Here is a 23880-nt window from a genome sequence, read left to right on the forward strand (position 1 = left end):
TGCATCTTAACCGCAATCCACATTGGATAAATAAATCCATGTTTGCATAATAAGTTTTTAACTAATGTGGAGTGACGGTGAATAATTCAACGGGGAAAGGTTTATCATTTTTAGCGGGAAAAAGAGAAATACAAATAAAGGGTAACTTATGCCGGAAAATAGCTATCCCTGATTTTTGTGCTGATAACCAGATATTGCTCTTTATATGCACAAAATAGAGAACGCCTGACGGCGTTCTCGGGAAAAAATCATTTCGGAAAATCAGTGCCGACCGAGGTATCTTTCCAGGCTTCAACCTGGGAAAGACGCGCTTTGAGTTTCGCCGTTACCGCATCGTGACCCCAGGCGCCCATCACCAGATGCCGTGGCGCATCGTCGGTGTGGGTGATGGCAATCATGGCCTGCGCGGCGCGCACCGGATCGCCCGCCTGCTTGCCGCTGTTTTCGGAGGTGCCTTTCATCCTGGCGGCGGCGGTTTCCTCGTAATCATTAATTTTGCTTGGCGTCTGATGCAGTGAACGACCGGCCCAGTCGGTGCGGAACGGTCCCGGCTCGACGCAGGTGACGTGAATGCCTAACGGCCCGACTTCCGCCAGCAGGGAATCTGACCAGCCTTCTACCGCATGTTTGCTGGCAGAGTAATAGCCCGAGCCTGGGAAGCCAATAATGCCCGCCACCGAGGTGATATTGATAATGTGTCCGCTGCCCGCTTTACGCATGGTCGGCAGCACTTCGCGGGTCATGGCAAACAGGCCAAAGACGTTGGCATCAAACTGGGCGCGAATTTCCTGCTCTTCACCCTCTTCCACCGAGGTCTGATAGCCATAGCCGGCGTTATTGACCAGCACATCGATGGTGCCGAATTTCGCCAGCGCCGCCTCAACCCCTTTTTTAATGGTGCTGCTGTCGGTCACGTCCAGCGCCAGTGCCAGCGCGCGATCTTCCACGCCGGTCACCAAATCCTCAATTTTTGATTTATCCCGCGCGGTGACCACCACGCGGTAATTCTGTTTCAACAGCTCTTTTACCAGTTCGCGCCCAAAACCTGTTGAGCAGCCGGTAATAAACCAGACGGGATTCTTGTCAGTAGCCATGTTGTTATCCTCAGTTCTGCAGTGTTGAAAATGAGAACCCCACCACGAACGCAGTGGGGAAAAGCATGACCCAAAGCGTAGTTGCTGAAACGCCTCGCTGCCTGGTTGCTTTGTGCGAAAGTATGTCCCGACCGGCGCGGAGCCGCGGCAGCCGGGCGGATGAAGGATTTAGCGAAGATTCCGTGGCGGCTTTTTTCTGCTTAATAGCCGCGCGACCGGTCAACCAGGCCGATCATCGTTTCGCCCCGTTCAAAGCGGCGAATATTCTCCAGCAGCGCGCGCACCGCACTTTCGGGCTGGGTCTGGCTGGCGATATGCGGCGTCAGCCAGATGGCTGGATGGGTCCAGAACGGATGATCTTGCGGCAGCGGTTCTGGCGAAGTGACGTCAATCACCGCCGCCTGCAGCTGACCGCTTTCCAGCGCGTCCAGCAGGTGTTGATGATGAAGGTGCTTGCCGCGCCCCACCTGCACCAGCGACGCGCCCGGCGGCAGCTGGCTGAACAGCCTGGCATCAAGAATGCCTTCGGTGGCGGGCGTCAGCGGCAGCAGGCAAATCAGGATATCGCTGCGTGCCAGAAACGCGCCAAGCTCGGCGTCACCGACAAAGCTGCTGACGCCGGGGATGGCTTTGGCCGAGCGGCTCCAGCCGGCACAGTCGAAGCCCAGTTGCACCAGCGGCGCTAAGGCCGCCTCGCCCAGTTCACCCACGCCCATCACCCCCACCCGACAGTCTGCAGCGGGTTTGCTGCCATGGCCGAGCCACAGCTGCTGACGCTGCTGATGCAGATAGCGTGGCATATTGCGGTGCAAACCGAGCACGGCGAAGGTGACGTATTCCACCATGCCCTGGGTCAGGCCCGGTTCGATCATCCGCACCACCGGCAGTTCTGGCGGCAGGCGGGAATAATCAAACTGGTCGGCCCCGGCACCCACCGAGAACAGCACCTTCAGATTCGGGAACTGCTGCAAGATCTCCTCCGGCGGCTGCCAGGCCACCAGATAGTCGATGCTTGCAGGATCGCCGATGTCTGGCCACTGGCGGAAGCTGGCGTCCGGGGCCAGTTTCGCCAGCAAATCCGCCCACAGTTCGCCGCGTTCAGAGGCGGATTTATAGAGGATATTCATCAGGCCATCGCCTGCGACATTAAGCCAAACGCCAGCATTCCTTGCGGCTGCCAGGGTTTGCCGTGGATCATCGCCACCGGACGGTCAACTTCCAGCAAACCCAGCGTATTAAGCCAGTCGCCGAGGCCGGTTTCGCTGCTGGTATCCAGGCGAACAAACTGCCCCTGCAATCCCGCCAGCAGCGCGCTAATCAGCACTTTCGCACGCGGGAGATCGCGGCAGATCACCGGCCCAATGGTATAGCCGTGACCAAAACGCCGCAGGCAGGCAAAACCTTGCACCGTGCCCTGCTCTTCCAGCAGTAAAATACGCTCTGCGCTGTCGAACAGGGTGTCGATAAGCTGCGGCCGGTATTGACCGTGCGCCTGACGATCCAACGTGGTCATCAGCGCCAAATCGTCACGGCAGGCAGGCCGCAGCAGTTGACCCTGTTCAGGTAACAGCGGGATCACTTCGGCCAGTTCACGGCACTGATGCTGTTCAATGTGCCCACAGGCGACAAAACCCAGCTTCTCGTACAGCGGTTGCCCCATTTCCGTGGCGTGCAGGCGCGCGTTGCGCCCTTCCAGCTTTTGCAGCGCGGTTTGCATCAGCTGCTTGCCAATCCCTTTGCCCTGCGCCTGGTCGGCGACAATCACCAGTCCAATCGACGCGTAATCCTCACCCCAGCGCCAGAAAATTGTCGTGCCCAGCAGTTCACCATCCTGTTCCACGGCGATCCCCTCGCCCAGCTGCAGCGCCTGTTGCCAGTCGGCCAGCCGGTGCGGCCACTTAAGGTGTTGGGTCAGAGCAAAGGCCTGTTGAAGATGCCGGTCCTGCAGTGCGCAAATCGGGTAACTCATGCTTTTTCCTTTACGGCTGAAGGCAAAAAAAACGCCCATCTCGGGTGATGAGAATGGGCGTATTTGCGCTTCTTTTTCAACTCTTTTTGCTTCAGGCGAGCCTGAACGGTCAGATCTGGAAGTCGAGTACCGGCTCCTCGGTGGTGACCGCCAGCGCCTGGCGCTTAATCTCTTCCAGCGACAGATTGGCGTTGCACAACTCAAGGAATTGCCAGACAAAGTTACGCTGCAGCTGGCCGCGCTTCAGCCCCAGCCAGACGGTATTGGACTCGAACAGATGCTTGGCTTCCAGTCGGGTCAGCGACGAATGCTCATCCAGCTGGCAGGCCTGGTCGGCCAGCACGCCGACGCCTAAGCCTAATTCGACATAGGTTTTCACCACGTCGGAATCCTGCGCGCTTAACACGATGTCCGGCTTCAGGCTGGCAGAATGGAAGGCGCGGTCAACGCGCGAACGTCCGGTGATGCCCTGGCGGTAGGTAATTAACGGATAGCGGCTCAGCGCTTCCAGTGAGACCGGCTGCTGCTGCTCCAGCTCATGCCCTTTCGGCACCAGCAGCGCATGATGCCAGTTAAACCACGGGAAAGCGGCCAGCGCCGGGTTATTCACTACCTGCTCGCTGGCGATCCCGACATCGGCTTCGCCCGCGGCCAGCATGGTAACGATCTCCTGCGGAGATCCCTGATTCAGTTCAACGCGGACATTGGGATAGAGCGCGCGGAAGGCTTTGATCACCTTCGGCAAAGAATAGCGTGCCTGGGTGTGGGTGGTGGCGATGGTCAGCACCCCACTGGATTCATTGGTGAAGACGTCCGCCAGGCGGCGCACCTTGCCCGCTTCATCGAGGATGCGTTCAGCAATGGTCAACAGCGCTTTACCGGGTTCGGTCATGCCGAGCAGGCGTTTGCCACGACGGATAAACAACTCCACGCCCAGTTCATCTTCCAGATCCCGGATATGGCGACTGACGCCGGATTGCGAAGTGAATAACGTATTGGCAACTTCGGTAAGATTAAAGTCGCAGCGTGCGGCTTCCCTGATGATTTTAAGCTGTTGAAAATTCACGCGCGCGCCCCTTTCTATTTTCTGTTGGATAACGACATGTTAAGGAGGCTAATCGATATCAACAAATAATAAAAAAAGGTTTTATATGCTTTTTAGTGCTAAGAAGTGAGGCGCGCAACCGCGCGCCCGACAGAGGGGATTAGCTCACTAACATCAGTTCGCGGTCTTCGACCACCGGCTTGTTCAGCAGCGATAACAGAATATTTTTCACCGCCTGCGCCGATGGCGACAGCGGCACGCGGGCAGAGACGTTCAGCGACAGCGGCAGATTCAGCGTTGGGCTGTTAATTCGCGCCATCCACGCATTGGTCGAACTGACCAGCGCACGGGCAGCAGATTCTGGCAGCACGGTGACACCCATTCCGCTGGAAACGGCGGCGGTCAGCGTGGCGATAGATTCGATTTCACCGATAATGCGGGCGCTGAGGCGACGCAGTGAGAAGGCTTCATCAACGCGTTTACGCACGGCGCTGTAATCACGCGGCAGGAACAGGTTCATCAGCGCCACGTCGGCCAGATCAATGGTCTGTCCAGGACAGTCCGTAGCGCCAACCAGATACAATTCTTCTTTCATCAGCGGCATGCTGGTGATGCCAGCCGTAGGCGCACGATCGTAGAGCACCGCCATGTCAAGTTGCCCATTCATCACTTTTTCGTTTAATGACGAGCCGCTGTTCTCATGCAGATAGACCAGCACATCCGGAAATTGCTCACGCACGGTTTGCAGTAAAGGCATGGTCAGCGAGGACGCTGCGGTGCCCGGTGCAAGTCCGATAGAGACCTGACCATTCAGTGACTGACCGGCATTAATCACCGCGGTCTGCGCCTGCTCACACTGGCGCAAAATGGTCCGGGCATGGGAATACAGGATCTTGCCCGCTTCGGTTGGCGTCACGCCACGCTTGGTGCGGATCAACAATTGCTGGTCCAGTTCATTCTCAAGCGTCGCGACCTGCTGGCTGAGGGCAGGCTGTGCAATATGCAGGACTTCTGCGGCCTGAGTCAGGCTGCCGATGTCGACGATTTTTACGAAATATTTGAGTCGTCGTAAGTTCATGTTGCCTCCGTCACGGATCCCCGAATGCCATTTTCACTGGCGTAAGAAATAAGTTTTCACTCTGGTGCACGGAGATAATTGCAATCACCGTGCCAGAATTTTCTTAAGGGGAGTTATCAGGGTCAGCTTATGGCTAACAGGCGGTAAAATAAGAGAATCTGATTACCCCTTTAGGGTTAATCATTTTTATTACTAACGATGCGGGGAGTGCCGAGGGGTGAAACGCACTGCATTGGTGCAAAAAATGCTGTCCAGGCGTGCATGTAACCGTTACCACGTCGTCGAAAGGGCCAGAACAGTGATGTTCTGGCCCTGAGCATGTGTTGCAGAATGACTTAGCGTTTCTTGCGGTTGCGGTACATATCGATGGAAACCGCGGCCACGATGATGATGCCTTTAATGATGTCCTGCACGTAAGCATCGACGCCGACGAAGGTGAAGCCGCTCTTGATCAGCCCCAGAATCACCGCACCAATCAGCGTACCGGTGATGCGACCGACGCCGCCCATCAGGCTGCTGCCGCCGATAACCGCTGCGGCAATCGCATCCAGTTCGTATGACATCCCCATGCTTGACTGGCCGCTACTGACGCGCGCTGCCAGCACCACACCGGCCAGACCGGACAGGCCACCGGCGATGGTATAAACGATGATCAGGTATTTGTTAACGTTAATCCCGGACACCTTCGCCGAGGTCATATTGCCGCCAATGGCGTAAACATATTTACCGTAACGGGTGTGCTTCAGGGCAATGTGGAAGATCACCGCCACCACCAGGAAGATGATCACCGGCATCGCGCCCTGACCAATCGAGGTGAAGCCATCAGACAGGAAGCTGATGGGGTTACCCTGGGTGTAATACTGTGCCAGACCACGCGCCGATACCATCATCCCCAGTGTGGCAATAAAAGGAGGGATGCCGGTGCGGGTGATCAGCACGCCGTTGATCACCCCAGCGAGGAACCCGACCCCCACCCCCGCGACAATCGGTACCACCGCAGGCAGGTTCACCAGCGACGGATACATTGGCGTCAGGCTGTCGGAGGTTTGTGCCAGACTGGCCGCCACCACCGCAGTTAACGCAATCACCGACCCGGACGACAGGTCGATCCCCGTGGTAATAATGACCTGCGTCACCCCCACGGCAATGATCCCGATAATCGCCACCTGCAGCACGATCAGCACCAGGCGATTTGGGTTCATCAGAAACGACTGGTCACGCACATACCAACCGAAGGCTTCAAAGATCAGCGCAATGCCGACCATCACGATAAAGATACCGGTGTCTTTCGGCAATTTGCCTTTCAGACTCGAGAATACAGAAGCCGAGGGGGCCGGCTGTTGAGTTGTCATTTTTACATCACTCATAGGGTTACCTTACGTCCTTACTCGGACGCCAACGACAAAATGGTTTCCTGGTCAGCCTCTTCTTTATCGAGGATGCCGGTAATACGACCGCCGTGCATCACCATCACCCGGTCACTCATGCCCAGAATCTCAGGCAGTTCAGAAGAGACCATAATGATGGCGACGCCACGGTTCGCCAGTTCGCTTATCAGGCGGTAAATTTCCGCCTTGGCGCCCACATCGATGCCGCGTGTTGGCTCATCGAGGATCAGGACTTTTGGCTGCGCCAGCAGCCAGCGCGCAATCAGCACCTTCTGCTGGTTACCGCCACTCAGGTTGTTGATGATTTGGTCCATGGTCGGCGTTTTGATGTTCAGTCGCCGGATTTGCTCCATGCAGTCTTTCGCCATCTGCACATGACTGACGAAACCGCCCTTGCTGCTGTACTCCGGCATGTTGACGATGCTCATGTTCTCCATCACCGACAGCACCAGGAACAGCCCGGACTTTTTGCGATCCTCGGTCAGGAACGCCAGCCCTTTTTCAATTGCCGTGGAAGGCGAGTCGATTTTGGTTGGCACGCCGTCAATCAGGATTTCGCCGCCGTCGATGCTGGTCATGCCAAACAGGCTTTCCATCACCTCACTGCGGCCGGCACCCACCAGCCCGGCCACGCCGAGGATTTCACCGCGACGCACGCTGAAGCTGATGTCATGGAACACGTCCTTACGATACAGATTGCGTACCGTCAGCACGTCCTGGCCAATATCATTGTTGAATTTCGGGAACAGCTGGGTCAGTTCGCGCCCCACCATCTGGGTAATCAGTGACTGGCGGGAATAGCTGGCGGTACTGTCGCTGCCCACCCACGCGCCATCACGGAACACGCTGACTTCATCGGTAATGGCAAAGATCTCATCCATTTTGTGGCTGATATAGATGATGGCTTTGCCCTGCTCACGCAGGTCACGAATGATGGCAAACAGGTGCGAGACTTCCGTTTCGGTCAGCGCCGAGGTCGGTTCGTCCATGATCACCACGTCGGCATTCCACGACACCGCTTTGGCAATCTCCACCATCTGCTGGGAAGCGATGCTTAACTCCCCCACCATCCGCTCCGGCGTCAGGCGAATATTCAGTTTCGCCAGCAGCTCTTTGGTCATCTTGTTGAGTTTGCCGTGGTCGACAAAGCCATACTTCATCGGCTCACGACCCAGCCAGATATTTTCGGCAACGGTCATATGAGGGACTAAATTGAGTTCCTGATGGATCATCGAGATACCTGAACGCAGCGCGTCCATGGTGTCGACAAACTGCACCGGCTCCCCTTTAACTTTTATTTGTCCCTCATCGGGACGGTAAATCCCGATGAGGCACTTCATTAAAGTGGATTTGCCCGCGCCATTTTCGCCCATCAGCGCATGGACAGTTCCTGCCTTCACGCGTAAAGAGACATTACTTAATGCTTTTACGCCCGGAAAAAACTTGCTGATGCCTTCGGCTTCAAGCGCATATGCGGCCATTCTTCACCTCCGTACGGCGGGGTTATTTTTGGTTCATGCTGGTGAATTTTTCGTAGTTGTCTTTGGTGATCAGCTGGAATGGGATATCCACGATCTTCTGCACTTTTTCACCATTGGCCAACTTCACCGCAGTTTTCACTGCACCCTCGCCTTGACCCTTGGCATCCTGGAACACGGTCGCGACCATCTTGCCGTTTTTAATCATCTGCAATGCATCTGGCGTACCATCGACACCGGCAACCAGGATGTGAGAATCGTTTTTACCCAACGCCTGCAGGGCACCGATCGCCATTTCATCGTTGTTAGCGGCAATCGCGTTGATGTCATCACCGGCGGTTAACCAGTTGCTGACCACATCGACGGCATCGTTACGGGTGAATTTAGCGGTTTGTTCTTTGGTGACTTTCATACCTGGGTATTTGGCGATGATCGCTTTCACGCCGGCGGTACGTTTACGGGTGGATTCGTTGGCAAGGTCACCGAGGAGGATGGCGACGTTGCCTTTATAGTTCATGTTTTTTGCCAGCGCTTCCATCTGCAGACGACCGGCCAGCTCAGAATCCGAGCCAACATAGGCCATTTTGTCCACCAGCGGCTGAGCCGGTTCGCGGTTCACGAAGATCAGCGGGATGCTGGCTTTCGCCGCCAGGTCCATAATCGGCTTCACGGCGTTGGTATCCACCGGGTTGACGATGATGGCGTCAACGCCCTGACCGATAAAGTTCTGCACCTGGGAAAGCTGCTGTGCGACATCACCCTTAGCGTCTTCAACCTGCCCTTTCACGCCCTCTTTCTGCATCTCTTTCTGCATGGAGGTACGCAGAATAGTCAGAAAGTTGTCATCAAACAGCGCCATAGAAACACCGACCTGCAAATCTTTTGCGAAGACGGAAACGGGTAACATACACACTAACAGCGACGCTAAAATCGTTTTTTTCACGTTCATGGCTAAGCCCTTTTTATCATTAGTATGCGCAGGCTGGTTGTTACATCGAATGAAAATTTCTTTTACATTCACTCAACTTCACCGACGGCTTCAGTAAAATGTAGGGTAAATCATGCTTAAGGTAAGACCCGACTGCTGGAAACGCTCCTTTCAATTACTCGTAGTAAATCATCATGTTAAACCTGCTATTTCGATCTTAATCTGGCCGCCCGTTACCATCAGCCTGCGAACCAGTTCATTTGTTTCATAATAACGTCATATGAAATTTTCAATATGAAACCACCGAAACGCCTGTTTTAAAATCGACAAATAACAAAAATTTGACACACCTCTAACATCGGCAAAGGATTCCGATCAAAGTGAGATCTGGCGCATGAGATTGCATTTTGAGCAGGTGGGTGGCAAAAACGACGATTCGCTGGTTTTGCCAGCAAACGCACGCGATTTTTGCATTCGCCCTTTGACAAGCGGCGGTGCTGCCGATAACATGCGCCCCGTTGAAACAATTCCTCTGTAGTTCAGTCGGTAGAACGGCGGACTGTTAATCCGTATGTCACTGGTTCGAGTCCAGTCAGAGGAGCCATACATTGAAAAGCCCGCTCAGGGAAACCTGAGCGGGCTTTTTGCTTTTCAAGTTCTGCGCTGCCGGTACGGGGAAAGGCAGCGTTTGGGTCACTCAGTCCTTCACGGGTGATTTCGCTCGATTAAGCGAGTACGAACGTAAAGCAGTACGGCTGTTAATGTCAGTAATGGGATGCCATGAAAAATGACAATGACCACTGCGGGGGTAAACCAGATATAAAATGGCGCAACAATTAACATCCCAACGCCAAACCCTGTCATTTGCAGGAGTGTCATCAGGCTAAAAACAGGCAACCGCAATGATTCAGGCTCACTTTGGATACGCGAAATCAGACTTACGTCCGCCAGTCCATCCCCCACACCTGCCAGTGCGATAAAAATCAGTGCCGGTGGGATGCCAGTTTGTTGAAAGGTAAAGATAAAACCCAGTGACATAGATGCCACGCCACAGAAAAAAAGCCTGTCCGTACGCATCCCGCTACGCACTAACAGAGAGTTTGCCAGACGCGCCCCGGCGAATTTCCCAGCAGCCCAAACTGCCAGCAAAAGCCCCATAGTTTTCCCGGCTGATTCTGGTGTCAAAAGCTCGGAGATAATGGGAAAGCCTACGTTGTGGGCAGCACTGCCTAAAGTATCGGCCATCGTTACCAGCAACATGCCGGCCAACAGCGGAGTCGTTCGCAACCCGGTGACCAGATTACGCCATTCTTTACGATGCGGATTTGTTGCACTCGCAACGGGATGCACCAAAAAGCGTAAAGGCAGTATGCATAACCCGGCCACCAGGTAAGTCACAATATTCGCGGCAAACACAATTTGATAACCACTTGTCGCCAGGAGGATCCCCGACACCAGGCTTCCCGCAACAGCCCCCATAGCGGATGCAGAAGTTAACCCAGCGTTTGTTGATACACGCCGGGATTCGTTGACCCACCAGGGAAGTTGACTGTTAAGACCGATTGCAAACATCGAATTTCCCAGTCCAATACCCAGCGCAATGAAAGGCAATATATAAAGCTGGGTAGACGCAGGTAAAATTAACAGCAAGGCTAATAGCGCAGCGCGCGTAAGGTCAAAAACCACTAAAGATAAGCGCCCGTGAAAACGGCGAAAAAAAGGAATACCCACTGCACTGGCGACGATCCCTCCAGTCACCCTACAGGCCAGGAATATGCTCACATGCATTACACTCTGACTCAGCAAGTACACATAGGTGGATAGCACCACCATATTCAGAAAAGCGCCAAAATCAGAGATAAATCTGGCAATAATTATTAAATAGCTATTCCTGGCGGCACGAATATTAATATTATCGTCCTGCATTTCAGTAGTCATTTGAAATTCCTTTTTGGAAAACAGCCACAAGTTACCAGCAATAAATCACGCCATCCAGCGCATTGAGTCGAAGGTGTGAGCGGACGTTACCTGAGTTCTTTGATGGGCATAAATACGGTAGCCAGCTTAAAAGATGGCTGCCGATGCCGTGGAGATTCAAGCGCAATCGAGCTTAAAATAATTTATTATTTGCGCAAATTTAAGGCCATCACGGTAACGGTTTCTCCGGCCACAATCCGAATCTCTTTATCCTCCCATCCCAGCTTTCGGTACAAAGACTGCATGTCCGGCGTGTAAAGCCATAGTTCAGCAATATTTTGCTCAGATGCATGTTTAATCAATTCTTTAACCAGCGCGGATCCTAATCCCTGACCGCGATGTGAAGGCGTGGTGATGACTTCTCCCAGCCAGTGCATGCGCTGGGGGATATCACTAAGCTCAAAGTGAATGAGACTACCTGCTGCGATAACGTTGTTTTCTGCATCAATCACGATCAGGGTAACCTGGCGCTCATCAGAAGAATTACGCTCAATGAGCCGTGCTCGAATTTTTTCTTCGTCTGCCCATAAAGGCAGGCAAGACCATTCCCTAAAAAGTAAGCCTGAAGTTTGTGCAAGATAAACAGGGTGGTCCATTAGCTTTTTAATTTGCATTTTTCGCTCTTCTATTTTGACGTTTAGGGAATTTACAAAGTTTATAAACTTAATTTTTAGCACACTTTTCAAATTGCAAAGCCCGCTCCTGGCACACAGCGGAAGCGGACCTCTGGTTACTAAAGGTTCGCAATGAGCGAGCAGCGGAAGTTTAACCCTGTTCCCAGGGAACTCCCGGCTCCCAACGTTCAACCAGCAGGTCAATAAAGGCGCGGATCCGTGGGGATAAGTGTCGTTTGCTGGGATAGATGATCCGCACAGGTTCAGGCGGGAAAGGATATTCCTCCAGCACAGGCACCAGCTTGCCGCTACGGACATCATCCGCAAGCAAATAGGTCGGCAGGTGAACGATGCCAAACCCGGAAATTGCCGATGCCCGCATGGCTTCCGAACTGTCGAGGTTAAGCCGGCCGGGTCCTTCATAGACAAAAGTGCCTTCGGGAGTGGCAAAATGCCAGCTTCGCCTCTTCTCTGCACTCAGAAGAAAGATCGTGTCATGTCCGGCTAATTCCGCAGGGGTCTTTGGAGCACCCCGTAAGGACAGGTATTCGGGCGACGCACAGGTGACAATACGTTGAGAAGCGATTGTGCGGGTAAGAATTCGTGAGTCATCGCGGGGTTCACCAATGCGAATGGCAATATCAAACCCCTCTTCAATCAGATCGACAAACCTGTCCGTAAAGGAGACCTCCGCACGAAGTTCCGGCCACTTTTTCAGATAAGCATCGAGAACGGGAAGAATGTGTCGCTGACCAAATGAAAGCGGCGCGCTCAGCCGGAGCGTCCCCGATGGCTTCCCCCTGCGCATGGCCATGGCGGCATCGACCTCTTCCAGGTCATCCAGTATCTGTCGGCAACGATCGTACATGACCCTCCCCTCATCGGTAAGACTCAGACTCCGGGTGGTACGGTTAAGAAGGCGAACCCCCATGCGCGTTTCCAGCCTGACAATACTTTTGCCAATGGCGGAGCGCGTCAGACCAAGGGAACCCGCTGCATGGGTGTAACTCCCGGCTTTTACGGCTGCCACGAACGCCGCGATATCACCAATGCTGTTGATTTCCATGCTTAATTTATCTCATTCAATACGGGCGTGACTGTACCCTGATATGGGAAGCACATTCCCCAAATGTTTATCTATCATAGGATCTTGTTCTCTTTCAACGCAAATACAAACAGGAATGACAATGCTGAATAAACACACCAGGCAAGCCGTAAAAGAATGGTCAGAAAGTCTGGTCGATCTGGGTCCGATTCTTACCGGTGAAGACACCGTCACGCCTATGCGCGAAGTGCGTGACGCGTACACGCGTATGCTGGCTAAAAACCCTGCGCCTGCGGGCGTCAGCTTTACGGATGTCGACATGGGTGGCGTACCGGGCACGCTGGTGACGCCTGATAACCTTGAAACAGATGCCATCGTGATGTACATCCACGGTGGGGCTTATATTGTCGGCGAACCGGCGGGCTATCACGGTATTGGTGGCAACTATGCCAGCATGCTGGGCGCACGGGTGTACATGCCGGATTACCGTCTGGCGCCCGAGTATCCATTCCCCACGCCGGTTACCGATACCGTTCGTGCCTATGAGTGGTTGATTGAGCAGGGTTTTGACGGCAGCAAAATTGTGCTGGCCGGCGAGTCTGCGGGCGGTGCGATGGTAGTTACCGTAATGGTGGCGGCACGCAACAAGGGCCTGCCGCTTCCGGCCGGCGGAGTTTCGATTTCCCCCTGGGCCAACCTTGAACACACCGGCGTCTCCATGACCAACAGAGAAGGCCTGGATCCCCTGAACACCAAAGCCGGACTGGATTTCCTGGCCCGTACCTTCCTTGGCGATGCCCTGCCTAATCATCCCATGGCCTCGCCGGTGTTTGCCGATGTAACGGGCCTGCCGCCGGTGCTGGTTCAGATTGGCGAAAATGAACTGATGCTGAGCGACGCGATGCGGCTGGCAACTCATCTGGGTGATCACCGGGTTCGCGTAAATCTGGAGGTCTGGCCTGGTATGTTCCACGCCTGGCATTTCTTCTCCACGCTGCAGCCCGAAGCGGTGCAGGCGCTGGAGAGCTCGGTCGCCTTTATCAGGCAGGCTCTGCGGGATGCCGCGAACTAATCATTACAGATAAGCTAACTCACGGGCGCGACTAACTGCGCCCGTCAGCTGAGAAAATGCCTTATTTACAGACCCCCGCTGACGTCAAATGACCGACAACTCAACGAGAGGCCGGGAATAACGCTAGACTAGGGTTCACACCCTGAACGGGTTAAACCCTGTGTTGCGTCGATCGGTTGCACTCACAGCTGTGTATTCACATCAGATTCGTCAAAAGTATTGCGAGGAGAACGTTTATGACAGCGATTGATTCACTCGGCGCCGCAGGCGGAGTCTGGATAAATCCACCTCAAGTCTGGACGGTTGAAGAAGGAAAGTTGCGGTTTAAAACGGATCTCAACACTGACTTTTGGCAACAGACGTATTACGGATTCCAGCGTCATACCGGCCATGCATTTGGATTTTACCTGGAGGGTGATTTCACCGTGCAGGTAAAGGTGACGGCGGGGTTTTCTCATCTCTACGATCAGGCCGGACTATTTCTGCTTGATGATGACCTGCATTGGGTTAAGGCTGGCATTGAATTTAATGACGGTCAGTCTTCCATTGGCAGCGTGGTGACGCGCAAAATGTCTGACTGGGCCACCGGGATTTTCCCCGGCGATCCGGGGACATTCTGGATGCGTGCCACGTTGGAAAATGAGGCTCTGCGGATACAGTACTCAACGGATGGCAAAACCTGGCCGTTACTGAGATTGTGCCATTGGCCGGAAACGCGAAAGCGTTTTGTAGGCGTAATGAGTTGTACACCCGAAAGGCAGGGGCTCGACGTCATCTTCGACGAATTCACCCTCGGCCCACCTTCAAAAAAGCCTCTACATGATCTGACCTGATCAAGCATGACGACAGATTAAAAGTGTCTTCGCGTGTTTTTGCTGTATTGATTACCTTTCAGGCTTCATCAGAGCCTGAAATTAAACTCAACCTCATCACAGGTTATCCCCGCCAGTACGCGCCTTCGTTCTTCCTGCCCCAAATAGCGGCAGGCGCTTTTACATTCACTTTAAAATTTCCCGTCACTCCGCCGCTTATCTCTTGAAGGTTCATCTGATATGAACCCTGTCACAAAATACGCATAACGTTTTTAGACTTAAATGAAGAAAGTAACGCTGTTAATAGCCCGTTACAGCTTGCGGATGAAATTGTTAGCGATAATTAATGCACTAAACGCATCGGTTCATGAGTTTATTGCGCTTATTTAGTTGGTTTTCCTCCTCCAGTCTGAAGTCACAAGGCGCTGTAAAAGTGTCACTTATAAACTGGAGATAAACATGCATACCTCTAACGCCCCCATGACGACCCGAACAAGATGCGGCGCGATACTGCGCGTGACTTCTGGCAACTTTCTGGAGCAATTTGATTTTTTTCTGTTCGGTTTTTATGCCACTTACATCGCCCATACATTTTTTCCGGCTAGCAGTGAATTTGCCTCGCTGATGATGACCTTCGCCGTTTTTGGCGCGGGCTTTTTAATGCGTCCTGCCGGCGCAGTCGTGCTGGGCGCGTACATTGATAAGGTCGGCAGACGCAAAGGGCTGATTGTGACCTTGTCGATTATGGCCGCAGGGACATTCCTGATTGTCCTGATTCCGTCCTATCAAATGATTGGCCTCTGGGCGCCGTTGTTGGTGCTGTGTGGTCGCTTATTACAAGGGTTCTCAGCGGGAGCAGAGTTGGGCGGCGTATCCGTTTACCTGGCAGAAATTGCCACGCCCGGTCGTAAAGGCTTTTACACCAGCTGGCAATCTGGCAGCCAGCAAGTGGCCATAATGGTCGCCGCGGCCATGGGCTTCGCACTGAATGCTGTCATGGAAGAAAGCACCCTTCGCGAGTGGGGATGGCGCCTGCCCTTCCTGTTCGGTTGCCTGATCGTACCTTTCATCTTTTTTCTGCGCCGTAAACTGGAAGAGACCGAAGAATTCACCGCCCGCCGTAACCACCTGGCAATGCGTGACGTGTTTAAAACGCTTTTAGCAAACTGGCAGGTCGTGATTGCTGGCATGTTGATGGTCGCCATGACCACCACCGCGTTTTATCTGATCACGGTTTATGCCCCCACTTTCGGTAAGAAAGTACTGATGCTCAGCGCCTCTGACAGCCTGCTGGTGACGTTGCTGGTGGCGATATCTAACTTCATCTGGCTACCGGTAGGCGGTGCCCTGTCAGACCGCTATGGACGTAAGCCGGTGCTGGTGACCATGGCGCTGCTGGCGCTTGTGACGGCCTATCCGGCTCTTCACCTGCTGGCTGAAGCGCCCAGCTTTTCCATGATGCTCACGGTGCTGTTGTGGCTGTCCTTCCTGTACGGTCTGTACAACGGTGCCATGATACCGGCATTGACAGAAATCATGCCAACGGAGGTGCGGGTTGCCGGATTTTCTCTGGCCTACAGTCTGGCAACCGCGGTGTTTGGCGGATTCACGCCGGTTATTTCAACCGCACTGATTGAGTACACCGGTGATAAGGCTTCACCAGGCTACTGGATGAGCTTTGCTGCCGTATGCGCATTACTGGCGACCTTATATTTATACCGTCGCAGCGCGTTATCACTTCAAACTGCAGGTTAAATCAGGGATCACGTCATGCACAAAATTCATCTTTCACTCCTCGCCTCGCTGCTGCTTTCTTCTGTCAGCACGGGGGTGGCTGCCAGGGACGTCACCGTCATGATTTCAGGCGGGTTTAAAGCCGCACTGGAAAAACTGGCCCCGCAATTTAAAGCGGAAACCGGTGACAATATTATTTTGATATCCGGCCCCTCTATGGGTAAGACGCCTCAGGCGATCCCAGCGCGTCTGGCCCGTGGAGAAAATGCTGATGTGGTGATTATGGTGGGTGATGCGCTGAGCAATCTGGAAAAGGATAACTGGCTTCTGCCGGGCTCGCGCGTGGAATTAGCCGACTCATCAATCGGTATGGTCGTCAAACAAGGTGACCCTGAACCGAATATTAAAACGGATGCCGATCTGCGCAATACCCTCTTGCAGGCCAAATCTATTGCATATTCTGACAGTGCCAGCGGCCGCTATATCAGCAGCCATCTGTTCAAAAAATTGGATATCGAAGACAAGGTGAAAACAAAAGCGCATATGATCCAGCGCATTCCGGTGGCATCTGAGGTCGCTAAAGGGAACTATGCGGTCGGTTTCCAGCAAGTCAGTGAACTGCTTCCTGTGCCGGGAGTGACCTTTATTGGTGAACTCCCTGAAGATGTGCAGTACGTTACCCGTTTTGCCGGTGCGGTGATCGCCAAATCTCATCACGGACAGGAAGGCAAAGCGTTACTGAAGTTCCTGTCTTCGACTGAGGTGCAAAAAACTATTCGCGCTACCGGAATGAGATCCGTGACGGCTGAACTGCCGGTTAAACAGCATGATACTGTTCAGTGATGAGCTTCTCCAACTCCGCTGCAACGTAGGACTGCATACGTCCACTGCGTCTGATGAGGCCAACCGTACGCTTCACCACCGGCTCTGTGAGGGGAAGGTGAGTCAGCATATGATGCTCTGAGGTCGGCATCGACATAGCGGGTACGGCAGCAATACCGACACCCGCTTCAACCATACCCAGCATGGTGGTCACATGTCGGGTTTCGCAGATACTGGGGCGCTCAGGAACGATGTGCCCCAGCATCTTATCGAGCAGGTTGCGGTTACCGGACGTCTTATCAAGCTCAATGTAATCCTGTTGATAAAACTCTCGCCAGGTCAGGTTTTTTTTACTGGCTATCGGATGATCACGCCTGCAGGCAGCGACGTAGACATCGCCTGTTAGCGGTATAAATTCGATATCAGGTTGCAGATCTTTTGCAAAACAGATGCCGAAATCGGCCTGACCACTGGCAACCGCTTCAATAACATTACCTGCACTGCTATCGATAATCTTAACGCGTACCCGTGGATAGCGAGCCTGGAAACGGCGGATAACATCCGGCATAAAATAGTAGGCTGCCGATGGCACCGTGGCGATAGTGACCAGCCCTACCCGATCCTGACTCACCTTATTGATGTCGGCTAATACTCCCTCAACATTCGCCAGTAGCTGATCTGAACGTTCAGCAAAGGTCTGTCCATAAAGTGTCAACGTCACACGCCGGGTGGTTCTGTTGAACAACTTGATTCCCAGCGCGGTTTCCAGCTTTTCTATCCTGCGGCTCAATGCTGACTGTGAAAGACAGATGGACTCTGCGGCAAGCCGAAAATTACTGTATTCAACCAGCGCTCGGAAGGCATAAAGATCGTTGAGATCAAAATTTACGGGCATAGCAGCAAACAATCCTTTTTAATTTCCCCGATACCTGCATTTTCCGCCCGCATCGCGAGGGTGTTCTCATTTGCAGCACGATTCAGGTTCTGCGGACTAATCGAATTCGTTGGGCATTGGCATAAATACAGGCTAACGGGGAAAAGTCACCGTCGAACATTAACCGACAAACTATAAACCCAGTTCCGACAGCCCCGGATGGTCATCCGGCCGACGGCCCAAGGGCCAGTGAAACTTGCGCTCACTTTCCTTTATAGGCATGTCATTGATACAGGCAAAACGACGCTGCATCAGGCCATCTGCTTCAAATTCCCAGTTTTCATTCCCGTAAGAGCGGAACCAGTTACCTGAATCATCACGCCATTCATAAGCGTAGCGGACAGCGATTCTGTTGCTGTCAAACGCCCACAACTCTTTTATGAGACGGTACTCAAGTTCTTTATTCCACTTACGGGTGAGGAAGGCTTTGGCTTCTTCACGATTATTTGCAAACTCGGTTCGGTTGCGCCATTGGGTATCCAGTGAGTAGGCCAGCGAAACTTTTTCCGCATTGCGGCTGTTCCAGCCGTCTTCAGCAAGCCGAACTTTCTCAGTCGCCGATTCGCGAGTGAACGGCGGAAGTGGCGGACGAGTGTGTGTATCAGACATGGTATAGCCTCCCGTAAATTAGGATATCTCAGTAGAAACAGTTTTATGTCTTCCAGGCATTAAGGAGAGACAGACTCCAGCAAGTGTTTTGCAACGTCCCCTGCACTGTCGGCCGCGCTGCTATCCCCCATCACATAAGACATGGTGATCGCGCCCTCAATCAGAATAAATATCTGCCTGGCCAGAACTGCAGGCTGCTCAATGTTTAATTGCCCGGTGAGTTCACGCGTGTAATCCAGTAATTTTTGTTTATGCAGCTTCGCTATCTGGCGAACGGGGTCGGTATGATCACCCACTTCTCCCGCGGTATTGATAAATGCACAGCCACGAAAGCCTTCTGATTCAAACCAGCTTCTGAGCACGGTGAACATATTCAAAATGCGCGCTTGAGGGGTATCAGCTTTATCAGATTCTGTTCGGAACCAGCACATCCAGCGCTCATCACGTTCTTTCAACGCGGCGGCGGCCACATCATCCTTGGTCGCGAAATAGCGATAAATACTTTTCCTGGCTACGCCCGAGGTCTTAACCAGAAGGTCCATGCCCGTTGCATGGATACCGTTCCGATAAATCAATTGCTCGGCGGTGGTGAGGATTTTTTCTCGGGTATCTGTTGGCTTTCTGTTCATGAATTGAATGGTAGAACGATCGTTCTCCATAATCAACAGTTTTCTCAAAAAAGAAGGTTAAAGTAAGATGCGTTATGTTGGTCACACTCATCCTGCAGGATATAACCATGATAACAGTAGAGAAATCAGATCCATTTTCTTCAGAATCCCTTCGCCTGATCGAATTGCTATCTGCAGAACTTGCCGCGATTACTGGTGATAACGGTAAAAGTAATTTCACCGCTGAAGCAATGAGTGATGACAAAGCGTTATGGGCATTAGCAAAGAATTCTCAAGGCAAAGCTATAGGATGCGGTGCGATACGGCCACTAACGCAAAAGATAGCCGAGCTTAAAAGAATGTTTTCAGACCGAAGTGTGTCAGGGGTTGGCGGTGCTTTACTCACCTTTCTGGAAAAATCTGCAAAAGAGATGGGATATATCGAGCTCAGGCTGGAAACCCGACGCATTAACTATCGGGCCGTCAATTTCTACGAGAAAAATGGTTATACCCGTATTGAGAATTACGGCCCATATATCGGTAGGACAGACGCTGTCTGTTTCTCAAAGGCATTGCGATGATTGAATCACTGGATCTGAGGTCTGCTTCTGGCACTAAATAGCGAATGCAGTAACGGAAAAGTGATCATCAAAAGTTAGTGAGCACGATCTTGCCCTGAATGCTCCCCAGTGCAGCACGCTGATGAGCAGCGGACGCCATGGCTAATGGGTAAGTGCTGTCAATAACAACCCGGATCGTTCCGTCGTCCAGAAGGCTGCCGGCAGTAGCTAATTGCGCACCATTTGAGCGTACCTGCGTGATTGAAACCGTAATGTTCTTTCTGAGCGCCTCCTCCTGTCCGGCAAACCCCAGAGGGTTGACGAGAAACAACGCGCCTCCCGGTTTGATACACGTCAGGAAGCGCTCCATATTTGTACCGCCAACGGCATCAATCACAAGATCGACATTTTTCACCGCGGTTTCAGCTGCAATTTTGGTGTAGTCAATAAACTCATCTGCCCCCAGCTCACGCATAAGCTCCTCATTTCGGGATGAAGCCACGGCGATTACTCGCGCACCTTTCCACCTGGCTATCTGCACCGCAAGATGTCCAACGCCTCCACCGGCACCGTTTACCAGCACCGTCCGGCCTTCTAATGGGACAGGTGTATGCCTGAAGGACTGAAAAGGATTGGGAGCATCGTGACCCAGCTCGACAAGGAACTGCCAGGCAGTAAGAAGCGACATTGGCGCACCCGCAGCCTGAACATGTCCGATACGTTGGGGTTTCATTGCCAGCTCTGAGGAAGGTACGCTCACGTAGTCAGCATAGGCGCCGCTGCCCTGCATTACCCCCTGAGGAAAACGTACCATTGAGTAAACCTCGTTGCCGATGGTGAATTCCGAAACATCCTCACCGACGGCTGCGACTACGCCTGATATGTCTGTTCCCAGAATGAGCGGAAAGGTCGGGTCAGGCCACCATTCAGGCGGGAGCGCCCGGTAACCGTCGCGCAAATACCAGTCCGGTGGATTAAGGCCGGCCGCATGTACTTTAACAAGTACTTCATTGCTTCCCACCACTGGACGGGTTGTCTCGCCATACTGCAGGTTCTCAGGCCCACCAAATGCATAAAGCTGAACTGCTTTCATCATGTCAGTCATCACAATCTCACTTAAAGGTAATCAGATGACCGATGATAAGCCTGAAATCTGACATTGATAATCAGGCTGAATTTCGCTTTAATTGTGCCATGAAGGAACAAATAGGTTTTGAAAGACTCACCGGTTTAATTGCATTCGCTCGTGCTGGCGCGCTCGGCAGCTACACTGCTGCTGCCCGTTCCCTGTCAGTCTCACCTTCAGCAATCAGTAAGAGCATCCAGCGGCTGGAGACGCAACTTGGCATTACCCTGTTTACCCGAACGACACGTTCACTGGTGTTAACCGCAGAAGGCCGTGAGCTTCACGAGCGGGCTTTACGATTGCTTCAGGATGCAGACGAGATTGAGCAGATAGCGAAACGCTCGCGCGCGGAGCCCGCAGGGACACTGCGTATTGCGGCATCGTACCCGATCGGTCTGCATGTGATTGCTCCTGCACTTCCGCAATTCTGCGCGCTGTATCCAAAAGTGAAAATTGACTTGCGGTTGAGCGATCGCGTTATCAGTATCGAGGATGAGAGCATTGATATTGCCGTCCGGCTTGGCGATCTTGACGATTCAAATCTTCTGTCGCGCCGTCTCTCGCCGTACCGCCTTGGGTGTTACGCCTCGCCTGAATATCTTGCCAGTTGCTCTGCCCCTGAAAATCCTAATGACCTCATGAGCCATAAAACGGTAAACCTGCGTTATCAACAAACAGGGCAGCTTTTTCGCTGGCCTTTTCAGGTTGGGGAACGGGAGACAGAGATTTTGCCATCGTCAGATGTTGTTGTTGATGCCAGCGAAGCCGTACTGGCCTTAGTTGCTGCAGGAGGCGGAATAGGAATGGCGACGAGTTTTATGGCTGATTCATGGGTAAAGAATAAAAGACTGGTTCCGATCCTGACCGCTTTCGCTGTTGAGCGGCATAATATTACGGCACTCTGGCATGAAAGCCGGCGGTCTAACCCGGCCGTTCGTGCATTGCTGGATCATCTTATTGATCGCTGTTAGGCGGCCTTAGAGTATGGAATTAAAGCCCACGCGATTCATACATTGCTTTGATAAATTATTGGCTATCACCAGCCGCCCCGGCCAATAACTTTTCAGAATTCTGATTGTTAATTAGTAATGAACCAACCCGCCGTCAACTGCATACTGACTGCCGGTCACGTAGGATGCATCGTCGGAAAGCAGGAAGAGTGCAACTGCAGCGGCTTCTTCGGCTGTTCCGACTCGGCCCAAAGGAACCTGGCTCACCACAAAATCCTCGAACTGCTGACGAGACTCTTCAGGCATAAAATGTCTGAAATTGGTCTCAATCGGACCCGGTACCAGTGTATTGGCGCGAATGCCGCGTTCAGCCAACGCAGATGCCCAGCTTTTAACCATCGCCACAACGGCGCCTTTCGTTGCTGCGTAGAGACTGGTCATTGCCGCACCTTCATAAACAGATGAAGACGAGGTGACAAGAACCGAAGCGTTGGGGTTGAGTGAATCGGACAATGCTGCCAGCTGTAGCATCGGGCCACGGACATTCGCGTTCATCATGCGGTTAAACGCATCTGCCGTTACAGATTCCACAGAGCCTACCTCTGCGAAGCCAGCATTAAGCCACAAACCATCCAGCGAGCCCCAGCCGCTTATCGCTCTTTGCAGTGCGCTTATGTCTGCTTCGCTTGCCGCATCGTTTTTCAGAATAAGCGATGTGCCAGGCAGCAGGCTGCGGGCGCGATCCAGCCTTTCTTCATTGAGCCCTGTAATGGCGACATGACCGCCTTCCCTGACAATGCGTTGAGCACCTGCCAACCCCATCCCGCTGGTACCGCCAGTGATCAGTATGCGTTTTCCCTCAAATCTGCTCACGTTTACCCCCCTCATTTGGCTTTAAAATCATCAAACACCTTACGCAAAAGGAACATCAGCCGTCATCTGTTTCCACATGAAACTATGAATTTTCGGTTTCGAGGTCTGATTTTTACCTTGCAGAGAAAATTTTTGAACGATCAAAACATTAAGCGAAGCGTATAAACCGGCTTAATATTTCCGAGAAATATCGCTGTTTATAACCCTGGCATCGGTTTGGCAATGCTTCAGCAGCGCCTCCCAATCATCAGGGGGTTCGCCAGACTTCAGCATCCGTTCAAATACCGTATAGGCATCTGTTTTCGAACCATAAGCGCTAAGCGTGCCGAAATCATTTACCCAACCAATAATGATGGTTCTGTGGGGCACGCTGAAGCGGAAGAATAACCGAAATTGCTGCAGGAATTTGACGCGGTACCAGTGCCGGTAATCCTGGCCTAAGGTATTGCCCTGCCGAAAGTGGCTGTCCAGTGGATTGGCCGGGATCACCCGAGTAATGATTTGCTCAATCGCCGCCAGCAGCTTGGTTTCTTTCTTTTTGTGATAGCCCTGGGGATCCTTTTTTTTCAGCGCCAGGACCTTATTTTGAAGTTCAGCCAGCTGCGTCAGAAAACAGGAATGAAAATAGAATTTCCATCCATTGATCTCCAAATACTCCATGTCGCCTCCTGCTCCATGTTGCCTGCTACTCATCGTCAGTCAGCGGCCCGTCTAAATCGACCTCAACGCCAGCAGTCAGTTGCTGGATCCCTGCCCAAAATTCGCGTGGCACTGCATGGATATGATGCGGGTTGGTCATCATGTCGTTTTCGAGGAAAGCCAGAAACTGCGGGACCACCGGATCTTCCGCTTCTTCTTCTTCTCGTCGGGACATAACGACTTTACCGCCGGGCAGCAGAGCGTATTCAATGAATTCTCCCGGCTTCAGTTGCAGCGCATCGCGAATCGCTGCGGGAATGGTGGTCTGGCTGCGCTCAGTGAGTCGGGACTCCGCGCGCAAAGACACGTCTGCCATGTTTACATTCATTATTTTCTCCTCGACGCCTACCCACTATCGGGTCGCGGATTATCAAACCGCCTGGCGTCTTCAAGCCTGCCACGAGCGTAATGCATCTGCATTGTGCAATGCAAGTGCATTACTGGCTATTTTTTCAGCACACTGGT

The 23880-nt window shown here is 52.8% G+C and carries 24 protein-coding genes and 1 tRNA gene; 7 read left to right on the forward strand and 18 right to left on the reverse strand.

Annotation, left to right across the window (positions count from 1 at the left end; all coding sequences use genetic code 11):
* Window positions 1–248: 248 nt before the first annotated feature.
* The 8 genes from E2F51_RS21370 to E2F51_RS21405 form a co-directional block, all read right to left on the reverse strand.
* Complete coding sequence (locus E2F51_RS21370) at window positions 249–1094, reverse strand: oxidoreductase (RefSeq protein WP_134824505.1); 846 nt, start codon at window positions 1092–1094, stop codon at window positions 249–251.
* A gap of 200 nt (window positions 1095–1294) precedes the next feature.
* Window positions 1295–2221: a glyoxylate/hydroxypyruvate reductase A gene (locus tag E2F51_RS21375; protein WP_134824506.1), complete on the reverse strand. Its 927-nt coding sequence runs from the start codon at window positions 2219–2221 to the stop codon at window positions 1295–1297.
* Window positions 2221–3063, reverse strand: coding sequence for a GNAT family N-acetyltransferase (locus tag E2F51_RS21380; protein WP_134824507.1), 843 nt, complete (start codon window positions 3061–3063; stop codon window positions 2221–2223). Before E2F51_RS21380 ends, E2F51_RS21375 begins: the two co-directional genes overlap by 1 nt.
* 109 nt (window positions 3064–3172) lie before the next feature.
* Window positions 3173–4129, reverse strand: a complete 957-nt coding sequence (cbl, locus tag E2F51_RS21385; RefSeq protein WP_013202833.1) for an HTH-type transcriptional regulator Cbl — start codon at window positions 4127–4129, stop codon at window positions 3173–3175.
* Window positions 4130–4268: 139 nt separating this feature from the next.
* Window positions 4269–5186 (reverse strand): nitrogen assimilation transcriptional regulator NAC, encoded by a 918-nt coding sequence (gene nac, locus E2F51_RS21390; RefSeq protein WP_053142226.1) that lies wholly within the window; start codon window positions 5184–5186, stop codon window positions 4269–4271.
* A 335-nt stretch (window positions 5187–5521) separates the two neighbouring features.
* Window positions 5522–6553, reverse strand: a complete 1032-nt coding sequence (locus E2F51_RS21395) for an ABC transporter permease (RefSeq protein ID WP_041692054.1) — start codon at window positions 6551–6553, stop codon at window positions 5522–5524.
* Between the two features lie 17 nt (window positions 6554–6570).
* The gene (locus tag E2F51_RS21400) at window positions 6571–8055 is read right to left on the reverse strand and encodes a sugar ABC transporter ATP-binding protein (protein ID WP_013202836.1); all 1485 of its coding nucleotides are present in this window, start codon (window positions 8053–8055) and stop codon (window positions 6571–6573) included.
* A 22-nt stretch (window positions 8056–8077) separates the two neighbouring features.
* On the reverse strand, window positions 8078–9001 hold the full coding sequence (locus tag E2F51_RS21405; protein ID WP_013202837.1) for a sugar ABC transporter substrate-binding protein: 924 nt from the start codon (window positions 8999–9001) through the stop codon (window positions 8078–8080).
* A gap of 507 nt (window positions 9002–9508) precedes the next feature.
* Here E2F51_RS21405 and E2F51_RS21410 point away from each other — a divergent pair.
* Window positions 9509–9584: transfer RNA gene (locus E2F51_RS21410), tRNA-Asn, on the forward strand.
* A gap of 101 nt (window positions 9585–9685) precedes the next feature.
* Here the strand turns inward: E2F51_RS21410 and E2F51_RS21415 are convergent.
* The 3 genes from E2F51_RS21415 to E2F51_RS21425 all read right to left on the reverse strand — a co-directional run bounded on the left by E2F51_RS21415 (window position 9686) and on the right by E2F51_RS21425 (window position 12637).
* Window positions 9686–10918 carry an MFS transporter gene (locus E2F51_RS21415; protein WP_245174153.1) on the reverse strand — a complete coding sequence of 411 codons (1233 nt, stop codon included), beginning with the start codon at window positions 10916–10918 and terminating at the stop codon, window positions 9686–9688.
* 185 nt (window positions 10919–11103) lie between these two features.
* Window positions 11104–11571, reverse strand: coding sequence for a GNAT family N-acetyltransferase (locus E2F51_RS21420; RefSeq protein ID WP_134824508.1), 468 nt, complete (start codon window positions 11569–11571; stop codon window positions 11104–11106).
* A 151-nt stretch (window positions 11572–11722) separates the two neighbouring features.
* A complete protein-coding gene (locus tag E2F51_RS21425; protein WP_134824509.1) occupies window positions 11723–12637 on the reverse strand; it encodes a LysR family transcriptional regulator in 915 nt (304 codons plus the stop codon).
* Between the two features lie 121 nt (window positions 12638–12758).
* Between E2F51_RS21425 and E2F51_RS21430 the strand changes: the two genes are divergently transcribed.
* From E2F51_RS21430 to E2F51_RS21445, 4 genes are all read left to right on the forward strand, one after another.
* Complete coding sequence (locus tag E2F51_RS21430) at window positions 12759–13688, forward strand: alpha/beta hydrolase (protein ID WP_013202857.1); 930 nt, start codon at window positions 12759–12761, stop codon at window positions 13686–13688.
* 236 nt (window positions 13689–13924) lie between these two features.
* A complete protein-coding gene (locus E2F51_RS21435) occupies window positions 13925–14521 on the forward strand; it encodes a DUF1349 domain-containing protein (RefSeq protein ID WP_134824510.1) in 597 nt (198 codons plus the stop codon).
* A gap of 438 nt (window positions 14522–14959) precedes the next feature.
* Window positions 14960–16255: an MFS transporter gene (locus E2F51_RS21440; protein WP_134824511.1), complete on the forward strand. Its 1296-nt coding sequence runs from the start codon at window positions 14960–14962 to the stop codon at window positions 16253–16255.
* Between the two features lie 15 nt (window positions 16256–16270).
* Window positions 16271–17077: a substrate-binding domain-containing protein gene (locus E2F51_RS21445; protein WP_134824512.1), complete on the forward strand. Its 807-nt coding sequence runs from the start codon at window positions 16271–16273 to the stop codon at window positions 17075–17077.
* Here the strand turns inward: E2F51_RS21445 and E2F51_RS21450 are convergent.
* The 3 genes from E2F51_RS21450 to E2F51_RS21460 all read right to left on the reverse strand — a co-directional run bounded on the left by E2F51_RS21450 (window position 17052) and on the right by E2F51_RS21460 (window position 19228).
* Entirely contained in the window at window positions 17052–17951 is a 900-nt protein-coding gene (locus tag E2F51_RS21450; RefSeq protein ID WP_134824513.1) for a LysR family transcriptional regulator, read from the reverse strand. The two genes, E2F51_RS21445 and E2F51_RS21450, sit on opposite strands and share 26 nt — an antisense overlap.
* A 171-nt stretch (window positions 17952–18122) precedes the next feature.
* On the reverse strand, window positions 18123–18599 hold the full coding sequence (locus E2F51_RS21455; RefSeq protein ID WP_134824514.1) for a nuclear transport factor 2 family protein: 477 nt from the start codon (window positions 18597–18599) through the stop codon (window positions 18123–18125).
* Window positions 18600–18658: 59 nt separating this feature from the next.
* Window positions 18659–19228 carry a TetR/AcrR family transcriptional regulator gene (locus E2F51_RS21460; protein WP_134824943.1) on the reverse strand — a complete coding sequence of 190 codons (570 nt, stop codon included), beginning with the start codon at window positions 19226–19228 and terminating at the stop codon, window positions 18659–18661.
* Window positions 19229–19335: 107 nt separating this feature from the next.
* On the opposite strand from E2F51_RS21460, the gene E2F51_RS21465 reads away from it, so the two are divergent.
* On the forward strand, window positions 19336–19788 hold the full coding sequence (locus E2F51_RS21465; protein WP_245174154.1) for a GNAT family N-acetyltransferase: 453 nt from the start codon (window positions 19336–19338) through the stop codon (window positions 19786–19788).
* A 67-nt stretch (window positions 19789–19855) separates the two neighbouring features.
* Here the strand turns inward: E2F51_RS21465 and E2F51_RS21470 are convergent, their stop codons facing one another.
* On the reverse strand, window positions 19856–20872 hold the full coding sequence (locus tag E2F51_RS21470; protein WP_134824516.1) for an NADP-dependent oxidoreductase: 1017 nt from the start codon (window positions 20870–20872) through the stop codon (window positions 19856–19858).
* 89 nt (window positions 20873–20961) lie between these two features.
* Here E2F51_RS21470 and E2F51_RS21475 point away from each other — a divergent pair, with 89 nt between their 5' ends.
* Window positions 20962–21864: a LysR family transcriptional regulator gene (locus E2F51_RS21475; protein ID WP_134824944.1), complete on the forward strand. Its 903-nt coding sequence runs from the start codon at window positions 20962–20964 to the stop codon at window positions 21862–21864.
* A gap of 111 nt (window positions 21865–21975) precedes the next feature.
* Here the strand turns inward: E2F51_RS21475 and E2F51_RS21480 are convergent, their stop codons facing one another.
* The 3 genes from E2F51_RS21480 to E2F51_RS21490 form a co-directional block, all read right to left on the reverse strand.
* Window positions 21976–22716 (reverse strand): SDR family oxidoreductase, encoded by a 741-nt coding sequence (locus E2F51_RS21480; protein ID WP_134824517.1) that lies wholly within the window; start codon window positions 22714–22716, stop codon window positions 21976–21978.
* A 171-nt stretch (window positions 22717–22887) separates the two neighbouring features.
* Complete coding sequence (locus E2F51_RS21485; protein WP_134824518.1) at window positions 22888–23376, reverse strand: type II toxin-antitoxin system YhaV family toxin; 489 nt, start codon at window positions 23374–23376, stop codon at window positions 22888–22890.
* Between the two features lie 25 nt (window positions 23377–23401).
* Window positions 23402–23743: a type II toxin-antitoxin system PrlF family antitoxin gene (locus E2F51_RS21490; RefSeq protein WP_134824519.1), complete on the reverse strand. Its 342-nt coding sequence runs from the start codon at window positions 23741–23743 to the stop codon at window positions 23402–23404.
* Between the last annotated feature and the right edge of the window lie 137 nt (window positions 23744–23880).

Origin of the sequence: Erwinia sp. QL-Z3, from assembly GCF_004551645.1 — a bacterium.
Lineage (GTDB): Bacteria > Pseudomonadota > Gammaproteobacteria > Enterobacterales > Enterobacteriaceae > Erwinia > Erwinia billingiae.

Excerpts from the sequence above, each read along its gene's own strand:
- E2F51_RS21370 (WP_134824505.1), bottom strand. The coding sequence starts at position 1,094 with ATGGCTACTGACAAGAATCCCGTCTGGTTTATTACCGGCTGCTCAACA.
- E2F51_RS21415 (WP_245174153.1), bottom strand. The coding sequence starts at position 10,918 with ATGACTACTGAAATGCAGGACGATAATATTAATATTCGTGCCGCCAGG.
- E2F51_RS21475 (WP_134824944.1), top strand. The coding sequence starts at position 20,962 with ATGAAGGAACAAATAGGTTTTGAAAGACTCACCGGTTTAATTGCATTC.
- E2F51_RS21470 (WP_134824516.1), bottom strand. The coding sequence starts at position 20,872 with ATGACTGACATGATGAAAGCAGTTCAGCTTTATGCATTTGGTGGGCCT.
- nac (WP_053142226.1), bottom strand. The coding sequence starts at position 5,186 with ATGAACTTACGACGACTCAAATATTTCGTAAAAATCGTCGACATCGGC.
- E2F51_RS21465 (WP_245174154.1), top strand. The coding sequence starts at position 19,336 with ATGATAACAGTAGAGAAATCAGATCCATTTTCTTCAGAATCCCTTCGC.
- E2F51_RS21445 (WP_134824512.1), top strand. The coding sequence starts at position 16,271 with ATGCACAAAATTCATCTTTCACTCCTCGCCTCGCTGCTGCTTTCTTCT.
- E2F51_RS21435 (WP_134824510.1), top strand. The coding sequence starts at position 13,925 with ATGACAGCGATTGATTCACTCGGCGCCGCAGGCGGAGTCTGGATAAAT.
- E2F51_RS21420 (WP_134824508.1), bottom strand. The coding sequence starts at position 11,571 with ATGCAAATTAAAAAGCTAATGGACCACCCTGTTTATCTTGCACAAACT.
- E2F51_RS21440 (WP_134824511.1), top strand. The coding sequence starts at position 14,960 with ATGCATACCTCTAACGCCCCCATGACGACCCGAACAAGATGCGGCGCG.
- E2F51_RS21490 (WP_134824519.1), bottom strand. The coding sequence starts at position 23,743 with ATGAATGTAAACATGGCAGACGTGTCTTTGCGCGCGGAGTCCCGACTC.
- E2F51_RS21395 (WP_041692054.1), bottom strand. The coding sequence starts at position 6,553 with ATGAGTGATGTAAAAATGACAACTCAACAGCCGGCCCCCTCGGCTTCT.
- E2F51_RS21450 (WP_134824513.1), bottom strand. The coding sequence starts at position 17,951 with ATGCCCGTAAATTTTGATCTCAACGATCTTTATGCCTTCCGAGCGCTG.
- E2F51_RS21380 (WP_134824507.1), bottom strand. The coding sequence starts at position 3,063 with ATGAGTTACCCGATTTGCGCACTGCAGGACCGGCATCTTCAACAGGCC.
- E2F51_RS21375 (WP_134824506.1), bottom strand. The coding sequence starts at position 2,221 with ATGAATATCCTCTATAAATCCGCCTCTGAACGCGGCGAACTGTGGGCG.
- E2F51_RS21405 (WP_013202837.1), bottom strand. The coding sequence starts at position 9,001 with ATGAACGTGAAAAAAACGATTTTAGCGTCGCTGTTAGTGTGTATGTTA.
- E2F51_RS21455 (WP_134824514.1), bottom strand. The coding sequence starts at position 18,599 with ATGTCTGATACACACACTCGTCCGCCACTTCCGCCGTTCACTCGCGAA.
- E2F51_RS21430 (WP_013202857.1), top strand. The coding sequence starts at position 12,759 with ATGCTGAATAAACACACCAGGCAAGCCGTAAAAGAATGGTCAGAAAGT.
- E2F51_RS21485 (WP_134824518.1), bottom strand. The coding sequence starts at position 23,376 with ATGGAGTATTTGGAGATCAATGGATGGAAATTCTATTTTCATTCCTGT.
- E2F51_RS21400 (WP_013202836.1), bottom strand. The coding sequence starts at position 8,055 with ATGGCCGCATATGCGCTTGAAGCCGAAGGCATCAGCAAGTTTTTTCCG.
- E2F51_RS21425 (WP_134824509.1), bottom strand. The coding sequence starts at position 12,637 with ATGGAAATCAACAGCATTGGTGATATCGCGGCGTTCGTGGCAGCCGTA.
- E2F51_RS21460 (WP_134824943.1), bottom strand. The coding sequence starts at position 19,228 with ATGAACAGAAAGCCAACAGATACCCGAGAAAAAATCCTCACCACCGCC.